Annotated in this window: 23 protein-coding genes; 9 read left to right on the plus strand and 14 right to left on the minus strand. The window is 65.2% G+C overall.

Annotated elements, in window-relative coordinates; genetic code table 11:
• The first annotated feature begins 5 nt into the window (after nucleotides 1-5).
• Nucleotides 6-896 (plus strand): efflux RND transporter periplasmic adaptor subunit, encoded by an 891-nt coding sequence (locus GPL20_RS26305; protein ID WP_157333070.1) that lies wholly within the window; start codon nucleotides 6-8, stop codon nucleotides 894-896.
• A gap of 284 nt (nucleotides 897-1,180) precedes the next feature.
• Here GPL20_RS26305 and GPL20_RS26310 read toward each other — a convergent pair whose 3' ends face one another.
• Nucleotides 1,181-2,029, minus strand: coding sequence for a caspase family protein (locus GPL20_RS26310; RefSeq protein WP_157333072.1), 849 nt, complete (start codon nucleotides 2,027-2,029; stop codon nucleotides 1,181-1,183).
• A 423-nt stretch (nucleotides 2,030-2,452) separates the two neighbouring features.
• Here GPL20_RS26310 and GPL20_RS26315 point away from each other — a divergent pair, with 423 nt between their 5' ends.
• The 3 genes from GPL20_RS26315 (at nucleotide 2,453) to GPL20_RS26325 (ending at nucleotide 6,383) form a co-directional block, all read left to right on the plus strand.
• Entirely contained in the window at nucleotides 2,453-4,183 is a 1,731-nt protein-coding gene (locus GPL20_RS26315) for a hypothetical protein (RefSeq protein ID WP_157333074.1), read from the plus strand.
• 163 nt (nucleotides 4,184-4,346) lie between these two features.
• Nucleotides 4,347-5,087 (plus strand): thermonuclease family protein, encoded by a 741-nt coding sequence (locus GPL20_RS26320; protein WP_157333076.1) that lies wholly within the window; start codon nucleotides 4,347-4,349, stop codon nucleotides 5,085-5,087.
• 108 nt (nucleotides 5,088-5,195) lie between these two features.
• Nucleotides 5,196-6,383, plus strand: a complete 1,188-nt coding sequence (locus GPL20_RS26325) for a pyridoxal-phosphate-dependent aminotransferase family protein (RefSeq protein ID WP_157333078.1) — start codon at nucleotides 5,196-5,198, stop codon at nucleotides 6,381-6,383.
• Nucleotides 6,384-6,467: 84 nt separating this feature from the next.
• On the opposite strand, the gene GPL20_RS26330 is transcribed toward GPL20_RS26325, so the two are convergent.
• Together GPL20_RS26330 and GPL20_RS26335 are read right to left on the minus strand one after the other, a co-directional pair.
• Complete coding sequence (locus tag GPL20_RS26330; RefSeq protein ID WP_157333080.1) at nucleotides 6,468-7,583, minus strand: hypothetical protein; 1,116 nt, start codon at nucleotides 7,581-7,583, stop codon at nucleotides 6,468-6,470.
• Nucleotides 7,583-9,019 carry an MBOAT family O-acyltransferase gene (locus tag GPL20_RS26335; RefSeq protein WP_157333082.1) on the minus strand — a complete coding sequence of 479 codons (1,437 nt, stop codon included), beginning with the start codon at nucleotides 9,017-9,019 and terminating at the stop codon, nucleotides 7,583-7,585. The genes GPL20_RS26330 and GPL20_RS26335 overlap by 1 nt, the downstream gene beginning before the upstream one ends.
• A 306-nt stretch (nucleotides 9,020-9,325) precedes the next feature.
• Here GPL20_RS26335 and GPL20_RS26340 point away from each other — a divergent pair, with 306 nt between their 5' ends.
• Nucleotides 9,326-11,431, plus strand: a complete 2,106-nt coding sequence (locus GPL20_RS26340; RefSeq protein WP_254126237.1) for a S9 family peptidase — start codon at nucleotides 9,326-9,328, stop codon at nucleotides 11,429-11,431.
• A gap of 485 nt (nucleotides 11,432-11,916) precedes the next feature.
• On the opposite strand, the gene GPL20_RS26345 is transcribed toward GPL20_RS26340, so the two are convergent.
• The 5 genes from GPL20_RS26345 to GPL20_RS26365 all read right to left on the minus strand — a co-directional run bounded on the left by GPL20_RS26345 (nucleotide 11,917) and on the right by GPL20_RS26365 (nucleotide 17,151).
• Nucleotides 11,917-12,636 (minus strand): ribonuclease activity regulator RraA, encoded by a 720-nt coding sequence (locus GPL20_RS26345; RefSeq protein ID WP_157333084.1) that lies wholly within the window; start codon nucleotides 12,634-12,636, stop codon nucleotides 11,917-11,919.
• Between the two features lie 129 nt (nucleotides 12,637-12,765).
• Nucleotides 12,766-14,505 carry an L-arabinonate dehydratase gene (gene araD, locus GPL20_RS26350; protein ID WP_254126247.1) on the minus strand — a complete coding sequence of 580 codons (1,740 nt, stop codon included), beginning with the start codon at nucleotides 14,503-14,505 and terminating at the stop codon, nucleotides 12,766-12,768.
• Nucleotides 14,499-15,359 carry an ABC transporter permease gene (locus tag GPL20_RS26355; protein WP_157333088.1) on the minus strand — a complete coding sequence of 287 codons (861 nt, stop codon included), beginning with the start codon at nucleotides 15,357-15,359 and terminating at the stop codon, nucleotides 14,499-14,501. Before GPL20_RS26355 ends, araD begins: the two co-directional genes overlap by 7 nt.
• An 11-nt stretch (nucleotides 15,360-15,370) precedes the next feature.
• The gene (locus GPL20_RS26360) at nucleotides 15,371-16,132 is read right to left on the minus strand and encodes an ABC transporter ATP-binding protein (RefSeq protein ID WP_157333090.1); all 762 of its coding nucleotides are present in this window, start codon (nucleotides 16,130-16,132) and stop codon (nucleotides 15,371-15,373) included.
• Nucleotides 16,132-17,151, minus strand: a complete 1,020-nt coding sequence (locus GPL20_RS26365) for an ABC transporter substrate-binding protein (RefSeq protein WP_157333092.1) — start codon at nucleotides 17,149-17,151, stop codon at nucleotides 16,132-16,134. The genes GPL20_RS26360 and GPL20_RS26365 overlap by 1 nt, the downstream gene beginning before the upstream one ends.
• Before the next feature lie 94 nt (nucleotides 17,152-17,245).
• Here GPL20_RS26365 and GPL20_RS26370 point away from each other — a divergent pair, with 94 nt between their 5' ends.
• From GPL20_RS26370 to GPL20_RS26380, 3 genes are all read left to right on the plus strand, one after another.
• Nucleotides 17,246-17,962 (plus strand): GntR family transcriptional regulator, encoded by a 717-nt coding sequence (locus tag GPL20_RS26370; RefSeq protein ID WP_157333094.1) that lies wholly within the window; start codon nucleotides 17,246-17,248, stop codon nucleotides 17,960-17,962.
• A 203-nt stretch (nucleotides 17,963-18,165) separates the two neighbouring features.
• Nucleotides 18,166-18,585 carry a response regulator gene (locus tag GPL20_RS26375; RefSeq protein WP_254126239.1) on the plus strand — a complete coding sequence of 140 codons (420 nt, stop codon included), beginning with the start codon at nucleotides 18,166-18,168 and terminating at the stop codon, nucleotides 18,583-18,585.
• A complete protein-coding gene (locus tag GPL20_RS26380; RefSeq protein ID WP_157333098.1) occupies nucleotides 18,563-22,159 on the plus strand; it encodes a PAS domain S-box protein in 3,597 nt (1,198 codons plus the stop codon). Before GPL20_RS26375 ends, GPL20_RS26380 begins: the two co-directional genes overlap by 23 nt.
• A 100-nt stretch (nucleotides 22,160-22,259) precedes the next feature.
• Here the strand turns inward: GPL20_RS26380 and GPL20_RS26385 are convergent, their stop codons facing one another.
• The gene (locus GPL20_RS26385; protein WP_157333100.1) at nucleotides 22,260-22,895 is read right to left on the minus strand and encodes a response regulator transcription factor; all 636 of its coding nucleotides are present in this window, start codon (nucleotides 22,893-22,895) and stop codon (nucleotides 22,260-22,262) included.
• Nucleotides 22,896-23,046: 151 nt separating this feature from the next.
• On the opposite strand from GPL20_RS26385, the gene GPL20_RS38985 reads away from it, so the two are divergent.
• A complete protein-coding gene (locus tag GPL20_RS38985) occupies nucleotides 23,047-23,352 on the plus strand; it encodes a hypothetical protein (protein ID WP_167533220.1) in 306 nt (101 codons plus the stop codon).
• Nucleotides 23,353-23,397: 45 nt separating this feature from the next.
• Here GPL20_RS38985 and GPL20_RS26395 read toward each other — a convergent pair whose 3' ends face one another.
• From GPL20_RS26395 to GPL20_RS26415, 5 genes are all read right to left on the minus strand, one after another.
• A complete protein-coding gene (locus tag GPL20_RS26395; RefSeq protein WP_157333102.1) occupies nucleotides 23,398-23,901 on the minus strand; it encodes a response regulator in 504 nt (167 codons plus the stop codon).
• Between the two features lie 140 nt (nucleotides 23,902-24,041).
• Complete coding sequence (locus tag GPL20_RS26400) at nucleotides 24,042-24,359, minus strand: PilZ domain-containing protein (protein ID WP_157333104.1); 318 nt, start codon at nucleotides 24,357-24,359, stop codon at nucleotides 24,042-24,044.
• Between the two features lie 2 nt (nucleotides 24,360-24,361).
• Nucleotides 24,362-25,240 (minus strand): CheR family methyltransferase, encoded by an 879-nt coding sequence (locus GPL20_RS26405; protein ID WP_254126241.1) that lies wholly within the window; start codon nucleotides 25,238-25,240, stop codon nucleotides 24,362-24,364.
• A 61-nt stretch (nucleotides 25,241-25,301) separates the two neighbouring features.
• Nucleotides 25,302-25,688 (minus strand): response regulator, encoded by a 387-nt coding sequence (locus tag GPL20_RS26410; RefSeq protein ID WP_091897857.1) that lies wholly within the window; start codon nucleotides 25,686-25,688, stop codon nucleotides 25,302-25,304.
• 31 nt (nucleotides 25,689-25,719) lie between these two features.
• Nucleotides 25,720-25,992: chemotaxis protein CheW (locus GPL20_RS26415; RefSeq protein WP_205751207.1), on the minus strand; the 273-nt coding region annotated here is incomplete at its 5' end.

Raw genomic sequence — 25,992 nt, forward strand, 5'->3', positions numbered from 1 at the left:
TTCCGATGCGTCATTTGCCCCGTGCCGTTGCTCGAAGCCTTTATCCCGCCGCCATCGCCGGCGCGCTCGTTCTCGGCCACACTCCGGCCGGCGCCGCCGAGGACGACGCCCCCAAGGGGCCGGCGGTCACGGTGCTGAAGGTGGCAAAGTCCTGTTTCTCCGACATCGTCGAGGCCACCGGCACCATCATCGCGCGCGAGGAGACGTCGGTGCGGCCCGAGCGTCCCGGCCTGAAGGTGACGGAGGTGCTGGCGGAAGCCGGCGACACCACCACGGCCGGCCAGGTGCTGGCCCGCCTCGCGCTGCCCGAAGGCGGCACGCTTCAGGTCACGGCTCCCGTGGCGGGCGTGATCGCGACCTCGACGGCGCAGATCGGCGGACTGGCCTCGGCCAAGGGCGAGGCGCTGTTCACGATCGTGGCGCGCAGTGAATATGACCTCGTCGGCCTGGTGGCGACCAGCGACGTGAGGAAGCTCGCGGTCAACCAGACTGCGACCGTGCGCATCGCCGGCGCCGGCGATATCGACGGCAAGATCCGCCGAATCGGGCCGACCGTCCAGCCGAACATCCAGCAGGGCATGGTCTATATCGGCATCTCCTCGCAGAAGCGGCTGTTGCTGAATGCGAGCGGGCGCGCGCTGATCAAGACCGGGCAGAGCTGCAATGTCGCGGTGCCCCTCACGGCCGTGCAATATTCGTCGGCCGGCACCGTGGTGCAGATGATCCGCCGCAACCGCGTCGAGACCAAGCGTGTCGAGATCGGGCTGATGTCGGGCGGCAATATCGAGGTCCGCGACGGCCTCAACGAAGGTGACGTCGTCGTCGCCCGCGCCGGCGCGCTGCTGCGCGAGGGCGATCCGGTACGCCCGGTGATGGCCGCGGAGGCGGCGAAGTAGCATCTCGCCGCGCTGTCATTGCAAGGAGCGAAGCGACGAAGCAATCCAGAGTCTTTCCGGGGAAAGACTCTGGATTGCTTCGCTGCGCTCGCAATGACGATGTGGAGGCAGATGTGCGCAACAACACGCGCATCGTAGGGTGGGCAAAGCGACTTGTCCGCCATAGCTCGAAGAGCGACGGCGGAAGTGTACCCACGTCTTCTATCGGAATGCTGGAAAGATGGTGGGCGCGGCGCTTCGCGCCTTTGCCCACCCTACGCGTGTTCGCAGAACCTGAGAAAAAATTAGCCGCCGGCTTCGCCGAAATGGACGTCTTCGAGCAACGAGGAGGAGACGGTCGGGACCTGGTCGCCTTCGGAGGCGCGGGAGATGGCGACGCGGGTCTTGTTGAAGACGCTTTCGGCGCTGCCCTGCGTATTGAGGTTGGTGAGGAGCTCGCTGACCAGCACGCTGTGCTCGCCCTTGCCGTCGTCGACGACCTTGCCGGGCGAGGCCGAGGAAAGGATCAGCGCATTGTCGGGCGCGCTGATCGGCGCCAGGCCATGGCTGTAGGAGCGGAAGCGGCGCTCGTAGGGATTGCGGCGGGAGGCATCGACGACGACGAGCTTGGCCTTGGCACCCTGCTCCTTCATCATGTCGAGCACGCGTTCGATGGAAACGCCCTGGCGGCGGACGTCGCTTTCCTTCCAGATCACGGCATCGACCGGCAGCATGTAGCTCTCGCGGCCGGCCTGGACGCCGTAGCCGCCGAAGAACAGCATGACCACGGTGTCGGGCTTGATCCGGGACTTCAGGCGGCCGACGGCGCGGACCATGTCGTCCTTGGTCGCGTCTTCCACCATGTCGACATCAAAGCCGTTCTTGCGCAGGGCCGAGGACAGCGCGCGGGCGTCGTTGATCGACTGCGTCAGCGGCGCGCTGGCGTCGGGATAATGTCCATTGCCGATGACGAGCGCGAGGCGCGAGCTCTGGCCGATCGGGCCGGTGACCTGGTCGGTCGCGACCGCCTTGGCGGCGTCGATCGCGCGCATGTTGAGGGCAGCGTGGGCGCCGATCACGAGCGACACCGTGCCGATGAGGGCTGCGGCGACCGCAATCGTACGGCGGGAAATGTCGAGCTGCCTTACATTCATCTCGCTTCATTCCTGTCAGTGCCAAAGACCAGCCAAGCGCGCGCACACTGTTTGAGTAGCGCGATAGCGTCTTTAGGTTTGAGGGATTGGCCGGGGAAGTGCCCCCGAATTGCGCGCAATTTGCGGCGCCGCACCAAACAAACCCTTAACCGGATATAGGGCCCCCGGCAATAGATTGCCCAAAAATTGAGCTAAGTCACTGGAGATGTTAGTTAATCCTCCAAGCTAGATTCGTGCTTTTTTTGGGTTCCCGCGGCTTTCCGGGATCTGATCATGCAGCCTTCGCGCCAGCTTTTTCCGTGATCACCATCACGTTTGTATTTCCTGCGAATCCGGGTAGCTTTTTCAACGACTTGGAGGGGGTGGTGTGCGGACGGCTGCGCGCTTGCCGGCCCAGGCCAAGGCCCCGCGACCAGGTATTTCATGAGCTTTCATTATTTTGCCGGCGCCGCCTGCCGGGCGCTGACGGCCCGGAAGGACGGCCCTTCGCTTTACGACGTCTGCGATCCCGTATTGTCGAGTCCGACCGGCGGCGATCCGCATCTGGCCAAATTCTACAAGACCGCGCTCGGCAATCCCGCGTTGCGGATGCTGCTGCGGCGGGCTGGCCTGCCCGAGCTGCGCGACGAGGCCAAACTGGCCCGGCTGCGCGCGGCGCTCACCCGCGCGCGCGACGATGCCGAGCCCGACTGGGCGGCGGTTGGCCGGCCCGTCGCCGACCTCGTCGACAGCATCGCGCTCGACCATCCCAAGCCGCCGCCGGCGCTGTTCGTCGGCACCCCGCCGCAGGCCGCGCAGATCGACGGCGTGATCCGCGACTGCGCGCAGCATCTGCTCGGCTCCTACCGCAAGAACGGCTTCCTGCCGACCTATGCCGCGTTCAATCTGATCGGCGATCCCGACTTCCGCGGACGCGAGCTGATCATGGCGCTCACGGGACTGAACGCACGCGGCTACAAGAATTCGTCGCTGCTGTTCAACCTGGCCCGCGTCTTCATCGCGCGCTCGCATGCAGCCGCCGTGATCAATCCGCCCTGGACCGGCATCGCCGAGCCGATGTGGGAGCCGGTGCAGATCCGCCACCGCTCGGCCTATTACGATGCGTTCTTCATCGAGGCGCTGCTGAGCTATGTCGAGACCGGGCTCGCCTCGCCCACCGACAAGGCCGCGGCCGAGCGCGCCATCGCCGACATGGTGGATTTCTGCGTCAACATCAGCCGCGAGGAGGTCGAGGGCATCGGCGGCGCGCGGTTCAACGTCATCACGGCGCTGGCGCCGGCGCCGCATCCGCGCTTCTCCCGCTTCTTCGCCCAGATCAAGCAGGATCTCGGCTTCGGCATCTACGTGCCGGATTGCGACACCACGGCGTGCTCGATCTCCGCGGCGACGCAGGCCGGCTGCACCGATCCGATCCTCGATCAGCCGCTGCTCGACTTCTACGCCGGCTACCAGGTGCGTGCCGGCGTCAACGAGCCGCGCGTGACTGTGCCGCTCAACGACAATATCGACTACGAGGGCGGGGTGGCGACCTGGATCGACAATCTCGCCGGCGAGCGGCCCTATGGCAACGATCTCGATCCGACGCTCAATCTCGACATTCTCGAGGTGAGCTTCCGCAACCTCGTGCGCTGGAAGATTTTGGAAACGCCGGCGCGGCTGGCGACCGTGCATCGCATCATCGGCTTCCAGAAGCGGCTGGCGGCCAGCGGCGCCTTCGCCAATCCGCGCTCGCACATCTATTATTTGCCGGAGCTCTACAGCGCCTATTTCGGCCGCTGCTACGCCGCCTTCCTGGCGCTGCCGCTGGCGGCGCAGGCCGCGATCGATCCCGACGGCGATTTCGATTTCATTCGCCACCGCGTGCTGTCCTACGTCAAGGGCGAGCTGATGGCCGCCGAGATGAACGTGTTCGACGCCGCGCTGGCGCTGATCGCGCTCGGCCATCTCGGCGCCGACCCGCGCGCCTTCGCGCCGGCGCTGAACGTCATCGTCGCAAGCCTCGGCGAGGGCGGCCGCCGCGGCCCGTTCCGCGCCTATGAATGGAACAAGATGAAGACGCCGACGCGGATCCTGGTCGGCGGGCCCGAGGTGACGTCGGCGTTCGTGCTGATGGGTCTGGCGGTGGCCCGCAGGCGAATAGTGAATGGCGAATAGCGAGTGGCGCGGTCGGCGCCCCATTCGCCATTCCCTACTCGCCATTCGCTCCGGATGACGGGAAGTTGAAAGCCCATCCGTTAGGCAGGTGCTGGCCGAGTGGCCAAAAGCTGACCACAATCGCGGGGTCTATCGAGATTTTTCCTGGAACTTGCGGACCGGCATGTTGCGAAAACTCCTGATTGCGCTGGCTTTGCTCGCCTTGTCCTGGCCCGGCTGGCCCTCGCTGGCCGAGGCTGCCGACATCACCGGCACGGCAAAGGTCCGCGCCGGTGACGCTGTCGTGATCGGGAACACGCGGATCCGGCTCGGCGGCATCGACGCGCCCGCGGTCGACCAGCTCTGCCTCAACACCAAGACCGAGCGCTGGACCTGCGGGGTCGCGGCCCGCGACGAGCTCGCCAAATACAGCGAGGGCAAGAACTGGGTCTGCCACGCCCGCGCGATCGACCGGCGCGGCCGCACCGTGGCGCGCTGCGAGGTCGGCGGCGAGGACATCCAGAAATGGCTGGTGCGCAGCGGCTGGGCGCTGGCCTACACCCGCATGTCCCATGATTACGCCGCGGACGAAGCCGCCGCGCGCGAGGCAAAAGCCGGGATGTGGCAGGGCGCCTTCATCGCGCCCTGGGACTGGCGCGTGCGCAACAAGAAGACGGCCATCCTGGGCGCCACCAAGCCGCCCGACGGAGCGCATGCGGTGCTGCTCGCCTCGGCATCCGGCCCGGTCGCCCCTTCGCCTGACTGCACCATCAAGGGCAACGTCAACACATCAGGCGAATGCATCTATCACCAGCCGACCAGCCGCTGGTACACGCAGATCAAGATGAAGATCAGCAAAGGCACCCGCTGGTTCTGCTCGGTGGAGGAGGCGGAAGCTGCCGGCTGCCGCGAAACCAGGAGATAGCCCACCCCAGACCTGCGTTTTACGCGCTTTTCCAGGAGCCCGGCGGCGCGTAAAACGTGTCAACCAGCAACCCACCAGCCTGTTCTCAAGCAACAAGGACCAACAGCAATGACCGTTCGCGCGGGCCGGGAATTTCTGGCCATCCCCGGGCCCACCACGATGCCCGACGAGGTGCTGCGGGCGATGCACCGTCCGGCGATCGACATCTATTCCAAGCAGATGCTCGACCTGACCGAGAGCCTGCTCAGCGACATCTCGAAGCTGTTTGCGACCAAAGGCAAGTCCTACATCTACATCGCCAACGGTCACGGCGCCTGGGAAGCGGCGCTGAGCAACGTGCTCTCGCGCGGCGACAAGGTGCTGGTGCTGGAGAGCGGACGCTTCGCGATCGGCTGGGGCAATGCAGCGGCCCTGATGGGCGCCGAGGTCGAGGTGCTCAAGGGCGACTGGCGCCGCGCGGTGCGACCGCACGAGGTCGAGGAGCGCCTGCGCCGCGACAAGGAGCACACCATCAAGGCCGTCGTCGTCGTCCAGGTCGACACGGCTTCAGGCGTGCAGAACGACATCGAGGCGATCGGCAAGGCGATCAAGGCGAGCGGCCATCCCGCGCTGTACATGGTGGACACCGTGGCATCGCTCGGCTGCATGCCGTTCGAGATGGACAAATGGGGCATCGACGTCGCGATGTCCGGCTCGCAGAAGGGCCTGATGACGCCGCCCGGCCTCGGCTTCGTCGCCGCCAATGCGCGCGCGCTCGAGGTGCACAAAACGGCCAATATGGCGACGCCCTATTGGAGCTGGAGCGAGCGCGAGGGCACCGAGAATTATCGCAAATATGCCGGCACCGCGCCGGTGCATCTGTTGTTCGCGCTGCGCCAGGCGATCGACCTCTTGCACGAGGAAGGCCTGGAGAACGCCTTCCGCCGCCACAGCCTGCTCGGCGAAGCGGCGCGCCGCGCGGTGTCCGCCTGGTCGGAAGGCCAGGTGCTGGGCTTCAATGTCGCCGAAGCCAGCGAGCGCTCCAACACCGTGACCACGGTGACCATGAGCAACGGCCATGATCCGGCAGTGCTGCAACGCTATTGCAAGGAGAAGTGCGGCGTCGTGCTCGGCACCGGCATCGGCGATCTCTCCGGCCAGGCCTTCCGCATCGCCCATATGGGCCACGTCAATGCGCCGATGCTGCTCGGCACGTTAGGGGTGATCGAGATCGGATTGAACGCGCTGAAGATCCCGCATGGCAAGGGCGGGCTGGAGGCGGCAGTCGCGTATCTCGGCGAAGAGGTGGCGGTGTAGGCCTCCGCTGCCGTAGCCCGGGTGAGCGAAGCGACACCCGGAATTCGTGCGACAACGACCCGCATATCGCTGCGCTCATGCGGGCTACGGCAGATTCGATGGCGGCACGCGATATGCCCCGACTTGCGCCTTCAGCTCATTCAGCGACGCCAGAGGCGCCTTCGGGTCAACCACGTATTCCCCACTCGCCAGCCACTTCAACACCTTCGCATCAATGATCGGCGAATGGTGGATGACGTCACCGTAATTGCCGAGATCGTGCGTCACCTGCTTGATCGCGCGAAAGTCGTGGAGGCGGACATTGGGAAGCTGCGTCAGGGCTTTCGCAATATGCGCCGTGAGATCGGTGACGATCTTCAGCGTCCCGGGCGAGGCATCGCGCATCGCGACGAATTGCAGGATGGAATAGGGCGGGAAGTAGATCTCGAAGGTCACGTCGGGATGGCGCGCGACCAGGCCGACGGCATCGCGCTCGAAATGGCCGACCATCGCCTCATAGCCATAGCCTTCGCCGAGAAAACGGCTGCGCACGGGGCTCGTGATATAGGCGAACGAGGCGAGCGTCTTGTTCGCATTGTAGTCACGCGCGACGTCGAAATCGCGCGGCAGCGCGTAGATGTCATCGACATCTGCTAGCGCGAACTTGACGGGCAGATAGGGCGCCGCGTGAATCAACGGCTCCCGCAACGGCGGGATCGATCGCATCAGCGCGAACAGCGACTCCTTCGCCATCGCGGCGCTGAACAGGTAGGACGCAACCCCCTTCGCCGTCCTGCGATAGAGATCGACGGACAGATAGGGGTCGGTCTCGATGCCGGCCGCATCGACGAAGATGAAGTCGTCCATCTCCCAGATCACGCGCCGGGCGCCGCGATCGATGGCCTGCTCCAGCACGAAGGCCTGCTGGCGCGAATTGGATCCGGTCATCGCCAGCTTGAGCGAACGGACGCCGAGCGCACGGTCGATGTCGCTCTGGCGAAAATGGATCGCGAGCGAGGTGCCCATGAAGGCGGTGTCGAACGACTGGCTGCGGATCAGCCCGGCATTCTGCACGCGCGTGTCGTCGGAGTAGAAGGCGGCAAGACGCGAGGGACGAAACAGCTGCAGGGGATCGACGACATAGGTCAGCGCGGCCGCACCGAGCATGCACGCGATGCTCGCGAGGAGAAGGCGACCCAGATGTGTGAGCGGCGTTCGCATCAGAACCGGAAGTAAATGAATTCGCTGTGGCTCTGGATGCCGAGGACGCCGAACGCAAGCACCAGCGACGCGCCGTAGAGGACCAGCGGCCGCATGCGCCCTGCCCGCAAGTCCTCGCCGACCCTGCGGTTGCCGTGGTCGTATCCCAGGATCGCTTGCGTGTTCGGCGCCAGCCACACCAGCGCGGCGTAGATTGCGACCAGCACCAGCGCCGCGATCTCCTCGCGGCCGAGGACGATAGTCGAAGGATCGGCCATGGCGTGAAGCACCCGTAGCGCCCACGCGACGCTCTCGGCGCGGAAGAACACCCAGGCGACCACGACGGCGAGGAACGTCAGCGCGGCGCCGGCGATGCGGACCGGGTGCGCAACGATCGCGGGGATGTTCGGCGCCAACGTATTGAAGGCATGGTTGACGCAGAGATAGGCGCCATGCAGCGCGCCCCACACCACGAACGTCCATGCCGCGCCGTGCCAGAGCCCGCCGAGCAGCATCGTGATCATCAGGTTGACGTAGCGCAGCACGCTGCCCCTGCGATTGCCCCCGAGCGGAATGTAGAGATAGTCGCGCAGGAATTGCGACAGCGTCATGTGCCAGCGGCGCCAGAACTCGACGATGCTGGTGGCCTTGTAGGGCGAATTGAAGTTGACCGGCAGGAAGATGCCGAACATCAGCGATATGCCGATCGCCATGTCGGAATAGCCGGAGAAGTCGAAATAGAGCTGGAACGTGTAGGCCAGCGCGCCGAGCCAGGCCTGGTCGAAGCTCGGCGAGCGCGCCTCGAAGGCGAGCGCGACCAGCGGCTGGATGCCGTCGGCCAGGCAGGTCTTCTTGAACAGGCCGATCGCGAAGATGATGATTCCGCAGAGAACGAGATGCGCGTCCGGACGCTTGGACTCCTTGCGCTCGAATTGCGGAATCATGTCCTTGTGGTGGAGGATCGGCCCCGCGATCAGATGCGGGAAGTAGGTCACGAACAGCGCGTAATGCGGCAACGCGTAAGCCGCGACCTGCCCGCGATATGCATCCACCAGGAACGCAATCTGAGTGAAGGTGTAGAAGGAAATGCCGACCGGCAGCAGGATGTGGACCGCAAAATGCGTGCCGGCCAGCGCATTGATGTTCTCGGTGACGAAGCCGGCATATTTGAAGATGCCGAGCACGAGAAGATCGCCGGCGACGCCACAAGCGAGCGCCGCCTTTCGTTGCGACGGAGTAAGCTGCGCCACGATCAGGAGATGGCCGACGCCATAGTTGAAGGCGATCGAGATCAGCAGCAGGGTCAGGAACTGCCAATTGCCGATGGCATAAAAGGCGAGCGAGGCCAGCGCCAGCCAGACCACCGGCATGAGATTGCTGCGCCGCCCCAGCCAGAAATAGCCGGCCAGCACCGCGGGCAGGAACAGCAGGATGAACGGATAGGAATTGAAGAGCATCAGGCTGGACCGGCGGCGGGGACATGGTCCTAAAGCATACTCGAGACGGGGCAACAACCCGGCGCCTTGGCGCGTTCCTACAGCGGTGCTGGCAATTCGTGGAATCGGGACGATATAAGGTGTGCATCTTCTCCCTCTCCCCGCAAGCGGGGAGAGGGTCGGGGTGAGGGGGAGCCTCCGCAAGGACGGCGAGAGTTGGAATCGCGGAGAGTCCCCCTCACCCGGATTGCATCTTCGATGCAATCCGGCCTCTCCCCGCACGCGGGGGAAGGCGAAGGAACGCCGACGCATCTGAACGAGGATCGAGTGACACAAGCCAAGACACCTTCCAAGCCTCCCGTCGCCCCGCGCCGGCCGCATTCGTTCACGCGCCACGGTATTACCGTGACCGACGATTATGCCTGGCTGAAGGACGAGAAATGGCAGGAGGTGCTGCGCGATCCCGCGGTGCTCGATCCGGACATCCGCAAATACCTGGATGAAGAGAACGTCTACACCGAAAGCCTGCTCGGCCACACCGCCAGCCTCCAGAAGACGCTGGTGCGCGAGATGCGCGGACGGATCAAGGAGGACGATTCCAGCGTGCCGTCGCCGGACGGACCCTTCGCCTATTTCCGCAGGTTTCGCGAGGGCGGGCAGCACGAGCTGTTCGGCCGCATGCCGCGCGATGGCGGCGAGGGCCAGATCGTGCTCGATGGCGACGCGCTGGCCACGGACCACAAATACTTCAAGTTTGGCGGCAGCCGGCACTCGCATGATCACAAACTGCAGGCCTGGAGCGCCGATACCAAGGGCTCCGAATATTTTTCCATCCGCGTGCGCGACTGGGCGACGGGCAACGACCTCGACGATCTCGTCGAGGAGACCGACGGCGGCATCGTCTGGGCTGCGGATTGCAAGAGCTTCTTCTACGTGAAGCTCGACGACAACCATCGGCCGATGCAGGTGTGGCGTCACAAGCTCGGCACCAGACAGGCCGACGACACGCTCGTCTACGAGGAGCAGGATTCCGGCTGGTTCACCCATCTGCATGAGAGCACCAGCGGCCGCTTCTGCGTGATCGCGGGCGGCGACCACGAGACCAGCGAGCAGCGGTTGATCGACCTCGCAAATCCCGAGGCGCCGCCGCGCCTGGTCGCGGCGCGCGAGGAAGGCGTGCAATATTCGCTCGCCGACCGCGGCGACGAGCTGTTCATCCTCACCAATGCCGATGACGCCATCGATTTCAAGATCGTCACGGCGCCGCTCGCCTCGCCCGAGCGCGAGAACTGGCGCGATCTGATCCCGTATCGCCCGGGCATCTACATCATCGACCTCGATCTCTATGCCGGCCATCTGGTGCGGCTGGAGCGCGCCAACGCGCTGCCGTCGATCGTGATCCGCGATCTCGCTGGCCATGAGGAGCACGCCATCGCCTTCGACGAGGCCGCCTATTCGCTGGATACGATGGGCTCCTACGAATTCGAGACGACGAATTTACGCTTTGCCTATTCGTCGATGACGACGCCTTCGGAAGTCTATGACTACGACATGGTCAAGCGCACGCGCATCCTTCGCAAGCGCCAGGAGATCCCGTCCGGCCACGATGCGGCCGATTACGTCACCACGCGCATCATGGCGAAGGCGCATGACGGCGCCGAGGTGCCGGTGTCGATCCTCCATCGCCGCGGGCTGAAGCTCGACGGCTCGGCGCCACTGCTGCTCTACGGTTACGGCTCCTACGGCATGGCGATGCCGGCCTCGTTCAGCGCCAATCGGCTGTCGCTGGTCGATCGCGGCTTCGTCTACGCCATCGCCCATATTCGCGGCGGCGCCGACAAGGGCTGGGGCTGGTATCTCGACGGCAAGCGCGAGAAGAAGACGAACTCGTTCGACGACTTCGCCGCGAGCGCCCGGGCGCTGATCGATGCGAAGTACACCAGCGCTAAGCGCATCGTCGGCCATGGCGGCTCGGCCGGCGGCATGCTGATGGGCGCGGTCGCCAACCGCGCCGGCGAATTGTTCGCGGGCATCGTCGCGGAAGTGCCGTTCGTCGACGTGCTCAACACCATGCTCGACGACACGCTGCCGCTGACGCCGCCGGAATGGCCCGAATGGGGCAACCCGATCGAAAGCGAGAAGGATTTTCGCACCATCCTGTCCTACTCGCCCTACGACAACGTCGCCGCAAGGGACTATCCGGCGATCCTGGCGATGGGCGGGCTGACCGATCCGCGCGTCACCTATTGGGAGCCTGCCAAATGGATCGCGCGCCTGCGCGCCACCATGCTCGGCGGCGGCCCGGTCCTGCTCCGCACCAACATGGGCGCGGGCCACGGCGGCGCCTCGGGGCGCTTCGACCGGCTCGATGAAGTCGCGATCGTGTATGCGTTCGCGCTGTGGGCGACGGGTATGGCGGAGGCCGGGGTGTAACCTTGTAGCCCGGATGGAGCGCAGCGAAATCCGGGACTCGTGCAGACCGCAACACTGTTCCCGGATTGCGCTTCGCTCCATCCGGGCTACGGGCCAGACGTTGTTTCGCGCACATGTTTCCGCGCTGTCGTCCCTGCGAACGCAGGGACCCATACCGCGTGATCCATCGGTGCAGTCAAGGTAGCAGCACCAGCTAAGGCGTCTTAACTGAGAGTCTTCGCCCAAGGTCTCCCTGGGGTTATGGGTCCCTGCGTTCGCAGGGACGACAGTGGAGGGTGTGGGGCGAGTTGTCGCCCCACAAACAAGCTCACACCGCGCCGTGCGCCCTTCCACTCGACGGTGTAGAGCTTCTTCTTGTCCGGCGAAAAGGCAAGGCCGTGCGGATTGACGAGGTCGATGAGCACGGCGCTGATCTTGCCATCGTTCTCTTATTGCCTGAGCATGATCTTTTCGGAAAACCGCTGCACACTTTTTCGGATCATGCTCTAGCGACCGTTCTTCTTCCGCCATTCCGCGAAGTCGATGAGCGTCTGCGGGTCGGTCGCTGGATAGAGGCCAAAGATGCCGCGGCCCTTGCCGACTTCCTCGGTGACGAAATCCTCGAACGCGGTCATCTCGAAGGTTTCGTTGGCGATCTCGTCGGCCAGATGCGCGGGGATCACGATGACGCCGTCGGCATCGCCGAGAATGACGTCGCCGGGAAACACCGGCGCATCGCCGCAGCCGATCGGGACGTTGATCTCGATGGCCTGGTGCAGCGTGAGGTTGGTCGGCGCCGAGGGGCGGTGATGATAGGCCGGGATGCCGAGCTTGGCGATCTCGGCGGAATCGCGAAAGCCGCCGTCGGTGACGACGCCGGCAACGCCGCGCTTCATCAGGCGCGTGACCAGGATCGCGCCGGCTGACGCCGCGCGCGCATCCTTGCGGCTGTCCATCACCAGCACGGCGCCTGCCGGACAATCCTCGACCGCCTTGCGCTGCGGATGCGAGCGATCCTTGAAGACGTCGATGGTGTTGAGGTCCTCGCGCGCCGGCATGTAGCGCAGCGTGAAGGCCTCCCCGACCATAGTCGGCTGATCCGGGCCCACGGGGTAGACATCCTGGATCATCTGGATGCGCAGGCCGCGCTTGAACAGCGCGGTTGCGACGGTGGCGGTGGAGACGGATTTGAGCTTGTTGCGAGTGGCTTCGGAAAGTTTGGACATTGGTACACTCTCTCTTTCGTCATTCCGGGGCGCGCGCAGCGCGAGCCCGGAATCCATTGGGCCGCAAGCACTGCAGAGAAATGGATTCCGGGCTCATCGCTTCGCGATGCCCCGGAATGACAGGGGTCACTAGTAAATCGACGGCTCGCCGATCGGCGCGCCGAAATCGGTCTCCAGGAAGTCGAAATCGCAGCCGTCGTTGGCCTGCTTGATGTGCTTGGTGAACATCCAGCCATAGCCGCGCTCGAAGCGGCGCTCGGGCTGCTTCCAGGCGGCGCGGCGCTTGGCGAGTTCGGCCTCGGGCACATCGAGGTTGATGGTGCGCGCGGCGACGTCGAGGGTGATGCGGTCGCCGTTCCGTACCAGCGCCAGCGGACCGCCGATGTAGGACTCGGGCGAAACGTGCAAAATGCAGGCGCCGTAGCTGGTGCCGCTCATGCGCGCGTCCGAGATGCGCACCATGTCGCGCACGCCCTGCTTCACGAGCTTGGTCGGGATCGGCAGCATGCCCCATTCCGGCATGCCCGGGCCGCCCTGCGGCCCGGCATTGCGCAGGATCAGGATGTGATCCTCGGTGACGTCCAAATTGGGATCGTCGACCGCCTTCTTCATCGAGGGATAGTCGTCAAACACCAGCGCAGGTCCGGTGTGCTTGAGGAAGCGCGGCGCGCAGGCGGAGGGCTTGATGACGCAGCCGTCGGGCGCGAGATTGCCCTTGAGCACGGCGAGCGCGCCTTCCTTGTAGATGGGATTGTCGACCGGGCGGATCACGTCGGCGTTGTGCACTTCGGCGCCGTCGATGTTCTCGCCCAGCGTCTGACCGGTCACGGTGATGCAATCGAGATGCAGATGTTGCTTGATCTGGCTCATCAACGCCGGCAGGCCGCCGGCATAGAAGAAATCCTCCATCAGATAGGCATCGCCGCTCGGACGGACGTTGGCGATGACGGGCACCTTGCGGCTCGCGATCTCGAAATCGTCCAGCCCGATGTCCTGGCCGGCGCGGCGGGCCTGCGCGATCAGATGGATGATCGCGTTGGTCGAGCACCCCATCGCCATCGCCACCGCAATCGCGTTCTCGAACGCCTTGCGGGTCTGGATCGTCTTCGGCGTCAGATCCTCCCACACCATCTCGACGATGCGCCGGCCGCATTCGGAGGCCATGCGGATGTGGTTGGCGTCGGCGGCGGGGATCGAGGACGCGCCGGGCAGCGTCATGCCGATCGCTTCCGCGATCGCCGTCATGGTCGAGGCTGTGCCCATGGTCATGCAGGTGCCGTAGCTGCGGGCGATGCCGGCCTCGATGTCGAGCCAGTCCTTGTCAGAGATCTTTCCGGCGCGGCGCTCGTCCCAGTATTTCCAGCCGTCGGAGCCCGAGCCGAGCGTCTTGCCCTTCCAGTTGCCGCGCAGCATGGGGCCTGCCGGCAGATAGATCGCCGGGATGTTCATCGAGGTCGCGCCCAAGAGCAGCGCCGGAGTGGTCTTGTCGCAGCCGCCCATCAGCACCACGCCGTCGACGGGATGGCTGCGCAACAGCTCCTCGGCGTCCATCGCCAGCAGATTGCGATAGAGCATGGTGGTCGGCTTAAGCAGCGATTCCGACAGCGACAGCGCCGGCAGTTCCAGCGGCAGGCCGCCGGCCATCAGGATGCCGCGCTTGACGTCGTCGACGCGCGACTTGAAGTGCATGTGGCAGGGCTGGGCATCCGACCAGGTGTTGAGGATCGCGATGATCGGGCGGTCCTTCCACTCCTCCGGCGCGTAGCCCATCTGCATGGTGCGGGAGCGGTGTCCGAACGAGCGGAGATCGTCGGGCGCAAACCAGCGCGCACTGCGGAGCTGGTCGGGTGTTTTCTTCTTGGTCACGATTGAGTGCCCCATTTCTGGACGGTGTTCCGCTCGATGGCGCGGAAGATCAGGTTCTCGACAAAGAGCCCGATGATGATCACGGTCAAGAGGCCGGCGAAGACGGCAGGTATGTCGAGCAGATTGCGGTTCTCGAAGATGAACCAGCCGAGTCCGCCCTGGCCCGAGGACACGCCGAACACCAGCTCGGCCGCGATCAGCGTGCGCCAGGCGAAGGCCCAGCCGATCTTGAGACCGGTGAGGATCGAGCCGAAGGCGGCCGGGATGAGGATTTTCGCCACGTAAGGCAGCCCGCGCAGGCCGTAATTGCGGCCGACCATGCGCAGCGTGTTGGACACGCTCTTGAAGCCGGAATGGGTGTTGAGCGCGACCGGCCACAGCACCGAATGGATCAGCACGAAGACGAGGCTGCCATTGCCGAGCCCGAACCAGATCAGCGCGAGCGGCAACAGCGCGATTGCCGGCAACGGGTTGAACATCGCCGTCACCGTCTCCAGGAAGTCGGTGCCGATCCGCGTCGAGATCGCGAGTATGGTGAAGATCGCGGCGAGCACGATGCCCGCCGAATAGCCCATGAACAGCACCTTCAGCGAGGTCCAGGCGCGCATCGGAATGGTGCCGTCCTTGACGCGGTCGAACAGCGTCACGAAGGTGTCGTGCAGGGTCGGAAACAGCAGCGGATTGTCGAGATAGACGCCGTAGGCTTCCCAGACCGCCGCCAGGAACAGGATGATGACGGACTTGCGGACGAAGCCGTCGTTCCACAACAGCTCGACAACGCTCAGCTTGCGCTCGACCTCGCTCGCGCCGCCGGCGGCCACTGTCGCATCACGCAGCAGAATTCTTGCTTCGCCCATGACTGGCTCCCTCAATGCGCGGTTGCTTCGGAAGCGAACAGGAGATCGTGGATCTCCTTCTCGAGCCGGCCGGCGCTGCCATCGCCACTGGAGACCTTGTCGACGTCGACCACCTCGGCCTTGACGCGGCCAGGATGCGGCGACAGCAGCAGGATGCGGTTGCCGATGCGGATCGCTTCCGCGATCGAATGGGTCACAAACAGCACGGTGAATTTGGTCTCGCTCCAGAGCTGGAGCAATTCGTCCTGGCAGGTGCGCCGCGTCAGCGCGTCGAGCGCAGCGAACGGCTCGTCCATCAGCAGGATGTCCGGCTCCATCGCCATGCCGCGCGCGATCGCGACGCGCTGCTTCATGCCGCCGGACAGCGTGTGCGGATAGGCATCGACCACACGCGTGAGGCCGACCTTCTCGATATAGGCCCGCGCCTTCGCCTCGGCGTCCTTGCGCGACAGCTTCCTCGCCGTGAGCAGCGGGAACATCACATTGGCGAGCACGCTCTTCCAGGGCAGCAGCTGATCGAACTCCTGGAAGATCATCATGCGGTCGGCGCCGGGACCGTGGATCTCGCGGCCGTTGATGCTCATGCGGCCTTCGCTCGGGCTCATGTAGCCGCCGACGGCCTTGAGCAGGGTCGACTTGCCGCAGCCGGACGGCCCGAGCAACACGAAGCGATCGGACCGGTCGACGGTGAAGCTTACCCTCTCCGTGGCAGTGACGACGGCGCTGGAGGTCTTGTAGCGCAGCGTCACGGAGCTGACGTCGAGCAGCGCCATCAGTTGCCCTTCAGGTCATGCGCGACGGGCAGGTAATAATCCGTCCAGGCCTTGGGCTGATTCTTCAGCGTGCCGGTCTTGTAGAGATGCGCCGCGAACTTCATCGTGCCCTGCGGCTCGAGGTTCCACTCCATCATGCCGGGCTCCTTCAGGAGGTCGAGCAGCTCTTCCACCGAAGTCTTGTCGCCGGTGATCTCCTTGTAGATCTCGACCGCCTGCTTGGTGTCGCTGCGGATCAGGTCCTGCGCTTCCTTGGTCGCATCGCGCACGGCCTGGATGATTTTTGGATTGGCGTCGGCGAATTTGGTCGTGGTGAAGAACTGGGCCTGGCTGAGCGGGCCGCCCATCACGTCGGGCGACGACAGCACCACATGCGCGCCCGGCACGTTCTTCAGCTCCAGGAAGGTGAACGGCGGGATCGAGAAGTGGTTGTGCACCTCGTGCTTGGGATTGGCGAGCGCCGCATAGGCGTCGGGATGGCCGAGCTGCACGGTGTTGGCGTCCAGCTTCGACCATTGGTCGGCGCCGAAGGCCTCGGCGGCCGCGATCTGAAGCACGATCGCCTGCGTCGAGACCTTCACCGTCGGCACGGCGATCTTGTCAGCCTGGCCAAAATCCTTGATCGACTTGATGTTGGCGTCGCGGCTGATCAGCGTCATCGGCTGGGCGGACGTGGCGACGATGCCCTTCACGCCGCCGCGGGTGCGGTCCCACAGCAAAAGCAGATTGCCGGTGCCGGTGTTGAGGATGTCGACGCCGCCGGCGAGCAGCGCGTCGGTCTGCGCGCCGCCGCCGGAGAACGTAATCCATTTGGTGTTGACACCGGAGACGCCGAGGGAAGCCGCATGCTTCTCGATCAGCTTCAGCTTCTCCATGATGTGGCTCGGCATGTAGAAGATGCCGGGCTGCCGCGACAGCGCGATCTCGGATTTCTGCTGCGCATGCGCCGTTTGCGCCATGAAGGCGGATGCGGCGATCAGGGCGGCGGCCGCAAGCCTGCTACGAAGATGCATGATCATTGTTGTGTGTTTCCTCCGGTCATCGTCGCGCTGCGTTGACGCTAGTGATGCACTAATATATTAGTGCATCAAAGGCAAGCCCGCGGGACCCGCCATGGAACACCCCCACGCCGCGCCGCGCGCGGCTCCACGACCCGCCGCCCGGCTCGATCGCGGCCGTCAAGCCGCGCCGCAGGTGTTCGAGCGACTGCGCAACGCGATCATCGCCCTGGAACTGCCGCCGGGCGCCCCACTGTCACGGGCCGAGCTGGCCAGCCAGTTCGGCGTCAGTTCGACGCCGGTGCGAGATGCCTTGATGCGGCTCGAGGAAGAGGGCCTGGTCGACGTATTTCCGCAGCATGCGACCGTGGTCAGCCGGATCGACGTCGGTCGCGCACAACAGGCGCATTTCCTGCGCCAGGCGCTCGAGCTGGAGATCGTCCGCCTGCTCGCAACCGGTCACGACGCGTCCCTGATCCTCCGCCTGGATCAGGCCATCGCCTTGCAACAGCAATTCGCCAAGGCCGGCGACTTCGAAGCCTTCATGGCCGGCGACAACGACTTCCACGCCCAGCTCTACACGGCCGCCGGCAAGCAGGATCTGTGGGCGCTGGTGCACAGCCGCAGCGGGCACAGCGACCGTTTGCGCCGGCTGCACCTGCCCTCGCCCGGCAAGGCCCAGAACATCGTTCGCCACCACAAACTGATCACGCGCGCGATCGAGGCGGGGGATGCCGATGCTGCGCAACAACATCTGCGCAAGCATCTGTCGGGCACGCTCAGCGAGCTCGACAAGATCCGGAGCCACTATCCGGAGTATCTGACCGATTAGGTGGGCGGACACGCCAGAAACCATGTGCACGCAACCGTGCGTACCGGCCGCAACGGCCTAGCCCTGGAGGCACCGGAAAAAGGCAACCGCACCAGGCGCGAAGTGCTTGCAGGCTGGGCGGAATCCGCGCAACAATTTCACGTCTGCTGCTTTGTTCGATGGTCGCCCGAGGGTGGTTCCATCCGACCCGGAGGATTTCAGACGTGGCCAACATCCTGATCGTGGATGACGACCCGGCCGTGCAGATCACGATCCGGCTGCTGCTGGAGAGAGCCGGTCACCACGTCACAGTCGCAGGCGATGGCCGCAAGGGGCTTGCGCTGTTCGAGGCCAGCCTGTTCGACCTGCTGTTTCTCGACATCTTCATGCCGGGCATGGATGGGCTGGAGACGATGCGCCACATCCGGGCGCTGGCCCCGGCGATTCCGATCATCGTCATCTCCGGTCGCTCGATTACGCCTGACGCCTTTGCGGAGCCAGATTTCCTGAAGATGGCGACCAAGCTCGGCGCGGTGGCAAGCCTGCAAAAGCCGTTCCGGGCCGAGGCTCTGCTCGCCGCGGTTGATGGCTGCCTGAAGGCGGCCCGGCCGGAGGCACCCGATGTCAGCGCCGGCCGCCGATGACAAGGACGTCCGTTCCGTGTCGGGCCGGCGCAGGCGCGGCCGTTCGGGAAGCGGTGCGAAGATCCGGATGACGCTCGCGACGCGGCTGGCCATCGCGATGATCCTGCTGGTGGCGGTGACCGTGGCCGCAGTCGGCTGGCTGGGCTATCGCAACCTCACCCAGGCCGTCATTCCCCGGGTTCTGGAGCGCGTCGAGGCGCAGTCGAGCCTCTTGGCCACCCACCTCGAATCCTATGTTGCGGGCGCCCGCGGCGACTTGCTCGGCTATCGCTCCGCTTCCGCCATCAATGGTCTGATCCGCGCTCACATCGGTGGCGGTGTCGATGCTCTCGACGGCGTCTCGGAGCAAACCTGGCGCGAGCGCATCGCGGCACGGCTGGTGGCCGAGATCGAGGCCAAGCCCAGCTACTCGCAGTTTCGAATCATCGGTCTTGACGACGACCAGCGCGAGTTGGTCCGCGTCGATCGCTCCGGCCCGAACGGAGCGGCACGGGTCGTTCCCGACGGCGAGCTGGAGCGCAAGAGCGAGCGAGGCTACTTCCAGGACACGATTCGGCTGGCGCCCGGCGATATCTACGTTTCGTCCATCGATCTCGCCACTCGCCAGGGGGGCACCACAGCCCTGCACACGCCAACCCTGCGGGTCGCGACGCCGCTGTTCACGCCGGACGCCAAGCCGTTCGGCATCATCATCGCCAATATCGACATGCGCCCGGCGCTCGACCGCGTTCGTGCAACCTCGGGCGCGGGCGGACAGATCTACGCCGTGAATGCGCGCGGCGACTATCTCGTCCATCCCGATCGCACGCTCGAATTCGGCTCGTTGCGTGGTCACCCCGCCGACTGGCGCAACGACTTTCCGTTTTTTGCGGCCCAGGCCAGCCTGCCGCAACCGTCCACGCAGCTCATGACCGACCGGTCGGGCCGGCCGAGCGGCGCGGCGATCGCGCCGGCGCTGCTTGCGGGCAAGGAATGGGTCGCAATCATCGAGACGGTCCCCCCGGCGGTGTTCGCCCGCGTTCCGGCGTCGATTCAAAGGACCTCCTCGCTGGTCGGCGTGCTCGCCATCGGTGCCGCGGCTTTGCTTGCGGTGTTCGTGGCGCGCTCGTTGACGCGCCCGATCGGGCGCCTGACCGCGGCGGTGGAGGCCATCGGCAGCGGACGGCCCGCCGACATTCCCGTCGATGCCGGCGGCGAGACCGGCGTGCTGGCCCGGGCCTTTGCCCAGATGGTGGAAGAGACGCGGGCGAAGACGGCCGCGCTCGAGCGCGAGATCGAGGATCATCGCCGCACCGAGGCTGCGCGAAGCCACCATGCCGAGCGCGAGCGCCTGTTCAGCGCCGCGGTGGAATCGTCCGACGACGCAATCGTCATGCAGACGCGCGATGCCATCATCACGGGATGGAATCCGGCCGCCGAACGTCTTTATGGCTATTCGGCGGAGGAGGCGATCGGCAAGCCCACGTCGATCATCGTGCCCGCCGACCGCCGCGAGCACGGCAAGGACTATCTGCGGCGGCTCACCCGGGGCGAGCCGATCGAACGCTTCGAGACGGTGCGCCTGCGCAAGGACGGCACGCCGGTCGAGATCTCGCTCAGCCTTTCGCCGATCCGAGGACCGTCGGGCGAGATCATCGGCGCCTCCGGGTCTGCGCGCAGCCTGACCGAGGCGCGGCGGGCCGAGCGGGCGCTCCAGCAGCAGCTCGAGGAACGCCGGCATATCTTCGACACCTCGCAGGACCTGATCATCATCATGGACTCGCGCGGCCATGTCGTGCAGATCAGCCCGAGCAGCGCGACCATTCTCGGCTACCAGCCGGAAGAGATGATCGGCCGCAGCGGCGTCGACTTCCTCCATCCCGATCATCTGGAGCAGTCCCGCGCCGAGATGCGCGCGATGCGGCGCGGCGAGCGCACCAAGCTCGCCGACACGCGATGCTTCCACAAGAACGGGCACGAGGTCTGGCTGTCCTGGCTCGGCAGCTGGTCCGAGCAGGCGCAGCGTTACTACTTCATCGGGCGCGACATGACCGAGGCGCGGCTCGCGCAGGAATCGCTGCGCGAGAGCGAACGGCTCGCCCGCAACATCGTCGAGACCTCGCTCGACGCCTTTGTCCAGACCGACGAGACCGGCAGCATCCTGAACTGGAACTCGCAGGCCGAGCAGCTCTTCGGCTGGCGCCGCGACGAGGTGCTCGGCAAGAGCACGATCGACCTGATCGTGGCCGAGAGCGAACGCGAAAGGGTCAGCGCGGGCCTGAAACGTTTCCTTGAGAACGAGGACGGCGGTACGCTGAACCGCCGCCGCGAGCTGACGTGCTGCCGCCGCGACGGCAAGGAATTCAAGGCCGAGCTGAGCGTCACCGCGCTGAAGCGCCGCGAGGGCCTGCTGTTCAACGTCTTCTACCGCGACCTCACCGACAAGATCGCGGCCGAGGAGCGCATCCGCCATGCCGAGAAGATGGAGGCGGTGGGCCAGCTCACCGGCGGCGTGGCCCACGACTTCAACAACATTCTCACCGTCATCACCGGGACCATCGAGATCCTGGCGGAGGCGGTCGCGAAGGAGCCGCAGCTTGCCGCCATCACCAAGATGATCGACGAGGCGGCCGCGCGCGGCGCCGATCTCACCCAGCACCTGCTCGCATTCGCGCGCAAGCAGCCGCTCCAGCCGCGCGAGATCGACATCAACTCGCTGGTGGTCGACACTGCAAAACTGTTGCGGCCGACCCTGGGCGAGCAGATCCAGATCGAATCGGTGTTCGAGGAGGAGAGCTGCGTCGCGATCGTCGATCCCAACCAGCTCACCACCGCGATGCTCAACCTCGCGCTCAATGCCCGCGACGCCATGCCCGGCGGCGGCAAGCTGATCGTGGAGACCGGCACCGCCTATCTCGACGAGGTCTATGCCAGCGCCAACGACATCCGACCGGGATACTATGTGCTGATCGCCGTGAGCGACACCGGCAGCGGAATCCCCGCGAACATGCTGGCCAGGGTGTTCGACCCCTTCTTCACCTCGAAGGGCCCGGGCAAGGGCACCGGACTCGGGCTCTCGATGGTCTACGGCTTCATCAAGCAGTCCGCAGGCCACATCAAAATCTACAGCGAGGAAGGTCACGGCACCACGATCAAGATGTACCTGCCGCCGGGCAAGACGGCGACGGCGGTCGGCGAGGGCGTGACGGCGGCGGCGATCGAGGGCGGACACGAGACCATCCTCGTGGTCGAGGACGACCGCCTAGTGCGCGACTACGTGCTGGCGCAGCTGCATTCGCTGGGTTACGTCACCTTGCAGGCGGCGAACGCCGCGGAAGCGCTCGCGATCGTCGCCGCCGGAAAGCCGTTCGACCTCCTGTTCACCGACGTCATCATGCCCGGCAAGATGAACGGGCGGCAGCTTGCCGACGAACTCCTGAAGACGCGTCCCGATCTCAGGGTGGTCTTCACGTCCGGCTATACCGAGAACGCGATCATCCATCACGGCCGGCTGGATTCGGGCGTGCTGCTGCTGGCGAAACCTTATCGAAAGTCGGATCTGGCGCGGATCATCCGCAAGGCGCTGAGCGGCTGAGGCTCCGAAGCCCGGATGAGCGAAGCGCTATCCGGGACTCTGCGCCAGCGTTCCCGGGTGTCGCTTCGCTCACCCGTGCTACGGCATCTCACGCATGAAGCTACGACGCGCGCTGGGCCGCCGTCATCACGATGCGGATCAGGTCGGCGGCGTTGCGGGCGCCGAGCTTCTTCATGATGTTGGCGCGATGATCTTCGATGGTGCGCGGGCTGATGCCGAGCGTGCGGCCCGCTTCCTTGTTGGATGCACCGGCGGCGAACTGCTCGAGCACCTCGCGCTCCCTGCGCGTCAACGGCTCGCGTCCGGGGAAATGCAGCGAGCCGAATTTCGGCGACGCGTTTTCCGCCTGCCTGCGTGCATAGGCGCCGATCGCCTCGTCGAGCCGGCCGACGATCTCGCTGCCGCGGAACGGCTTCTCGATGAAGTCGAGCGCGCCGCTCTTGATGGCGCCCACCGCCATCGCGATGTCGCCCTGTCCGGAGATCATGAAGATCGGCGCCGGGTAGTCCTCGCCGTGCAGCTCCTTCAGAATGTCGAGACCCGACTTTCCGGGGATGTGCACGTCGAGCAGGATCGCAGCCGGTGTGCGATTTCGCGCGACGGAAAGCAGTGCGGCGCCGTCCGCAAAACAGATCACCTCATAGCCCGCCGCCTTCAACACCATCGACAAGGTGTCGCGAACGGCAGGGTCGTCGTCGACCACGAAGATTTCACCGCGAGAGGTTTGTTCGGCCATGTGCCACACATCCAGTTGGCATTACGGACTCGCGTCCACACCAAGCGTTATGGCGTTCGGCGCGGATTCGGCCCACCCGTATTTGTACGGGACATGGACTTAACGCACAAGTAGCGGCAGGGCGCCTAATTGCAGAGGACGGAGAATATCCATGCTAAATTCTGCCGGCACGCCCCCTCTCGTCACGCTGCCCGAAGTCGACAGCCGTCGGCTGATTGCGGCCGATCTGCGTTCCCTGATCGCGCAAATCGAGAGCAGCATGCGCCTGATCGACGCAGCCATGATCAAAGCAGGCGCGCTGCAGGACGACGGCGGCGATCAGGCGGGTTCCGCCGACATTTTCGTGCTCGACGACGTCACGCCGCGTTATGCCACGGCGAGTGCCGCCCTGAACGCCTGCCGGGCGGGCCTTGACCACGCCCTGCACTGTCTGTCGGATACCAGCAACCCGGCATAGACGCGATCGGCGCGGCAGCATCCGATCGCATGGCAGCTCCGCGTCTCAGCTGCGGTGCCGTTCCACGATCGCGTCGGAGGCGACACCACCCCAGGTGTGGATGGCCGGCAGACCCATCGCTATCTTGCCGAGATTGGCAAGGCTGATGCGCAGGGCCGCCAGATCGAGTGGCTTGGGCAGGCTCTGGAGCTCGATCCCGACGGAGCGGGCGAAGCTGCGGGCGGCGCTGCGGCGCTTGCCGTCCATGCCGCTGATCACGATCACGGCGCCGGCGAATTTCGCTGCCGCCATCTCACGCAGCACGTCGATGCCGTCGCCATCCTCCAGCACGAGATCGAGCGTCACGCAGTCGAAGCGCGCGGCACGGAGCTTCTCGATCGCCTCCGCCACCGACGGCGCCACGGTGACTTCGTGGCCGGCCTGCCTGGCGGCGACGGTGATCAGGCTGCGCTGCGTGGCGTCGTCATCGACCACCAGGAGCTGAAGCGCACGCCGCTCGGCGACGTCGGGCAGGTTTGACGGGATCGGGGAGAGGGAACTTCTGGGCATTGCCGTATCCTGAGATTGAGACCGGCAATGGATACACGGCTCGCGCTTAGGCGCCGTAAAGCCGCCGCTGCAAATTCGTTCGGATGTTTCAGCAAATGTAAAGCAACGTGGCGCAAAGCGCGACGACAGCGACACGCCCATCAGGCCGCCGCGTCGTGGCCGCCGGCCGCCCCGCGCTTCTTCCTGTTCTTGCCGCGCAGGAACTGGATGTCCATTTCGGCGCCGTTGACGCGCACCAGCTCGCAGCGGCGGTAGGCAAGGCCGGTGGACGACAACAGCAGGAAGAACTCTTTCAGGTTCAGCCCCTGGATCGAGCCTTCCACCGTGAGGACGGCGTCGGTGTCGGAAATCGCGTTGAGCTTGCAGTCGCGACGCCAGGTGCCGTCGATGGCCATGATGCAGACGTCGTAGCCGCGACTGAACGTCACGCGTTCCGCGCCCTTGCTGTCCTCGGCCATGGTTAGCGTCCTGCCATGACCGCCATGCGCGGGGCCGCGCCGGCGAGAACCGGCTTGGCGGCGGCGGCACGCGGGTCGTTGGGCTTGTAGAGGCCGCGCCGGTCCGGAATCGGCCTGAACGTATCGGTCAGTCCGACCACGGTTTCGGCGGCCCCCAGCACCAGGAAGCCATCGGGCTCGATCTGGCGTGCCAGGCGGTTGAAGATGTTGATCTTGGTGTCCTGGTCGAAATAGATCAGCACGTTGCGGCAGAAGATGACGTCGAAGGTGCCGAGCTGGGCGAAATCGTGCAGCAGATTGAGCTGGCGGTGCTGGATCATTGCTCGCAATTCGGGATTGATCTGCCAGGTCTCGCCGGTCTGCTTGAAATATTTGACCAGCATCTGGATCGGCAGGCCGCGCTGGACCTCGAACTGGCTGTAGACGCCGGCCTTGGCCTTCTCCAGCACCTCCTGCGACAGGTCGGTCGCGATGATCTCGACGCGCCAGCCGGTGAGAGCCGCGCCCATCTCCTTCAGGCACATCGCCAGCGAATAAGGCTCCTGCCCGGTCGAGCCGGCGGCGCACCAGATGCGCACGCTGCGGCGGCCGGCGCGGGCCTTGATGATCTCGGGCATGATGGTGTCGCGGAAATGATCGAACGGGACCTTGTCGCGGAAGAAGAAGGTCTCGTTGGTGGTCATGGCTTCGACCACGTCGGTGATCAGCGGGCGCAAGCCGGCCTGCAGCTTCTGCACGAGTTCGGCGATGCCGGAGAGCCCGGCCTTGCGCGCCAGCGGCAGCAGGCGGCTTTCGATCAGATATTGCTTGTCTGCGGACAGGTCGAGACCGGAATTATCCTTTAGGAACTTGCGCAGATACTCATACTCGGTCGGGGTCACGGACGGCCTCTTCGAAGCTGAACTGGGAACACTCTGGCCGAAGCTCTTCGGCCAGACACACTCAGACCATGGTTTGTCCGACCGGGATCAAGCCAACCTCAGCGAACTTGTCGGCGATGATGTCTTTGTCGAAGGGCTTCATGATGTACTCGTTGGCGCCGCCGCTGAGCGCCTGAGCGATATGCGCCACGTTGTTCTCGGTGGTGCAGAACACCACCTTGGGCTGGTCGCCGCCGGGCAGGCGGCGCATGTGGCCCATGAACTCGAAGCCGTCCATCACGGGCATGTTCCAGTCGAGCAGCACCGCATCGGGCAGCTTGCGCTGGCAGATCTCGAGCGCCTTCGAGCCGTCCTCGGCCTCGGTGACCTCGAACTCCAGACCTTCCAGGATGCGGCGCGCGATCTTGCGCACGACGCTGGAATCATCGACCACCAAGCATGTCTTCATTTTGGTTCTCCGGCTTCGATGTTTTGAAAGCTCACGCAGCCATTTGCACTTTGGTTTCGAGCTCGAGGACGCGATCGACGTCGAGGACGACCATGAGCTGTCCGTCGAGGCGGTGGACGCCGCCGGCGAGCTTGGCCATGCGGGGATCGAGGTTGACGGGGTTCTCTTCCTTGCCGTCCTCGGGCAGGCGCAGCACCTCGCCGATCTGGTCGATCAGGAGGCCATAGGATTCGCCGCGCAAATCGACGCCGACCGCCATCGGCACCTTGCCGTCCTCGGCCCTGGGCAGGCCGAGCCGGGCGCG

It is taken from the genome of Bradyrhizobium cajani (genome assembly GCF_009759665.1).
In the GTDB taxonomy this organism is placed as follows: Bacteria; Pseudomonadota; Alphaproteobacteria; order Rhizobiales; family Xanthobacteraceae; genus Bradyrhizobium; species Bradyrhizobium cajani.